This is a genomic window from Achromobacter sp. SIMBA_011 (assembly GCF_046535435.1).
In the GTDB taxonomy this organism is placed as follows: domain Bacteria; phylum Pseudomonadota; class Gammaproteobacteria; order Burkholderiales; family Burkholderiaceae_B; genus Achromobacter; species Achromobacter dolens.
In genome coordinates this window covers 1-237 of the sequence record NZ_JAWRWN010001199.1, presented here as the reverse complement: position 1 = coordinate 237, position 237 = coordinate 1, and the positions used below count along the sequence as shown (strand labels likewise).

Annotated in this window: 1 pseudogene; it reads right to left on the bottom strand. The window is 62.9% G+C overall.

From position 1 onward, the window contains the following. Positions 1–129: 129 nt before the first annotated feature. Positions 130–237, bottom strand: a pseudogene (locus SB816_RS34850) ((Fe-S)-binding protein); the annotation flags it as partial.

The following is a 237-nucleotide window of genomic DNA, read 5'->3' as shown; positions in this document are numbered from 1 at the left end:
CGCGACGGCGTGACAGACGTGAAGCGCGCGCGAGGCGCAGGCTATGACGGCGGCAAGCTGATGGTGGCCGGCTACGCGCTGAGGGGGTGAAGTGAAAGGCGCGGGCTCATCGGACTGCGCTATCAAGGTTCAATACAACAGATCCTCGTAGAACGCGCCGAACGGCTTCGTCGGATGCGCGATCTGGATTTCGAGAATCCACAAACCGGCGTTGGGGCACGCGTCGAAATCGCCGAG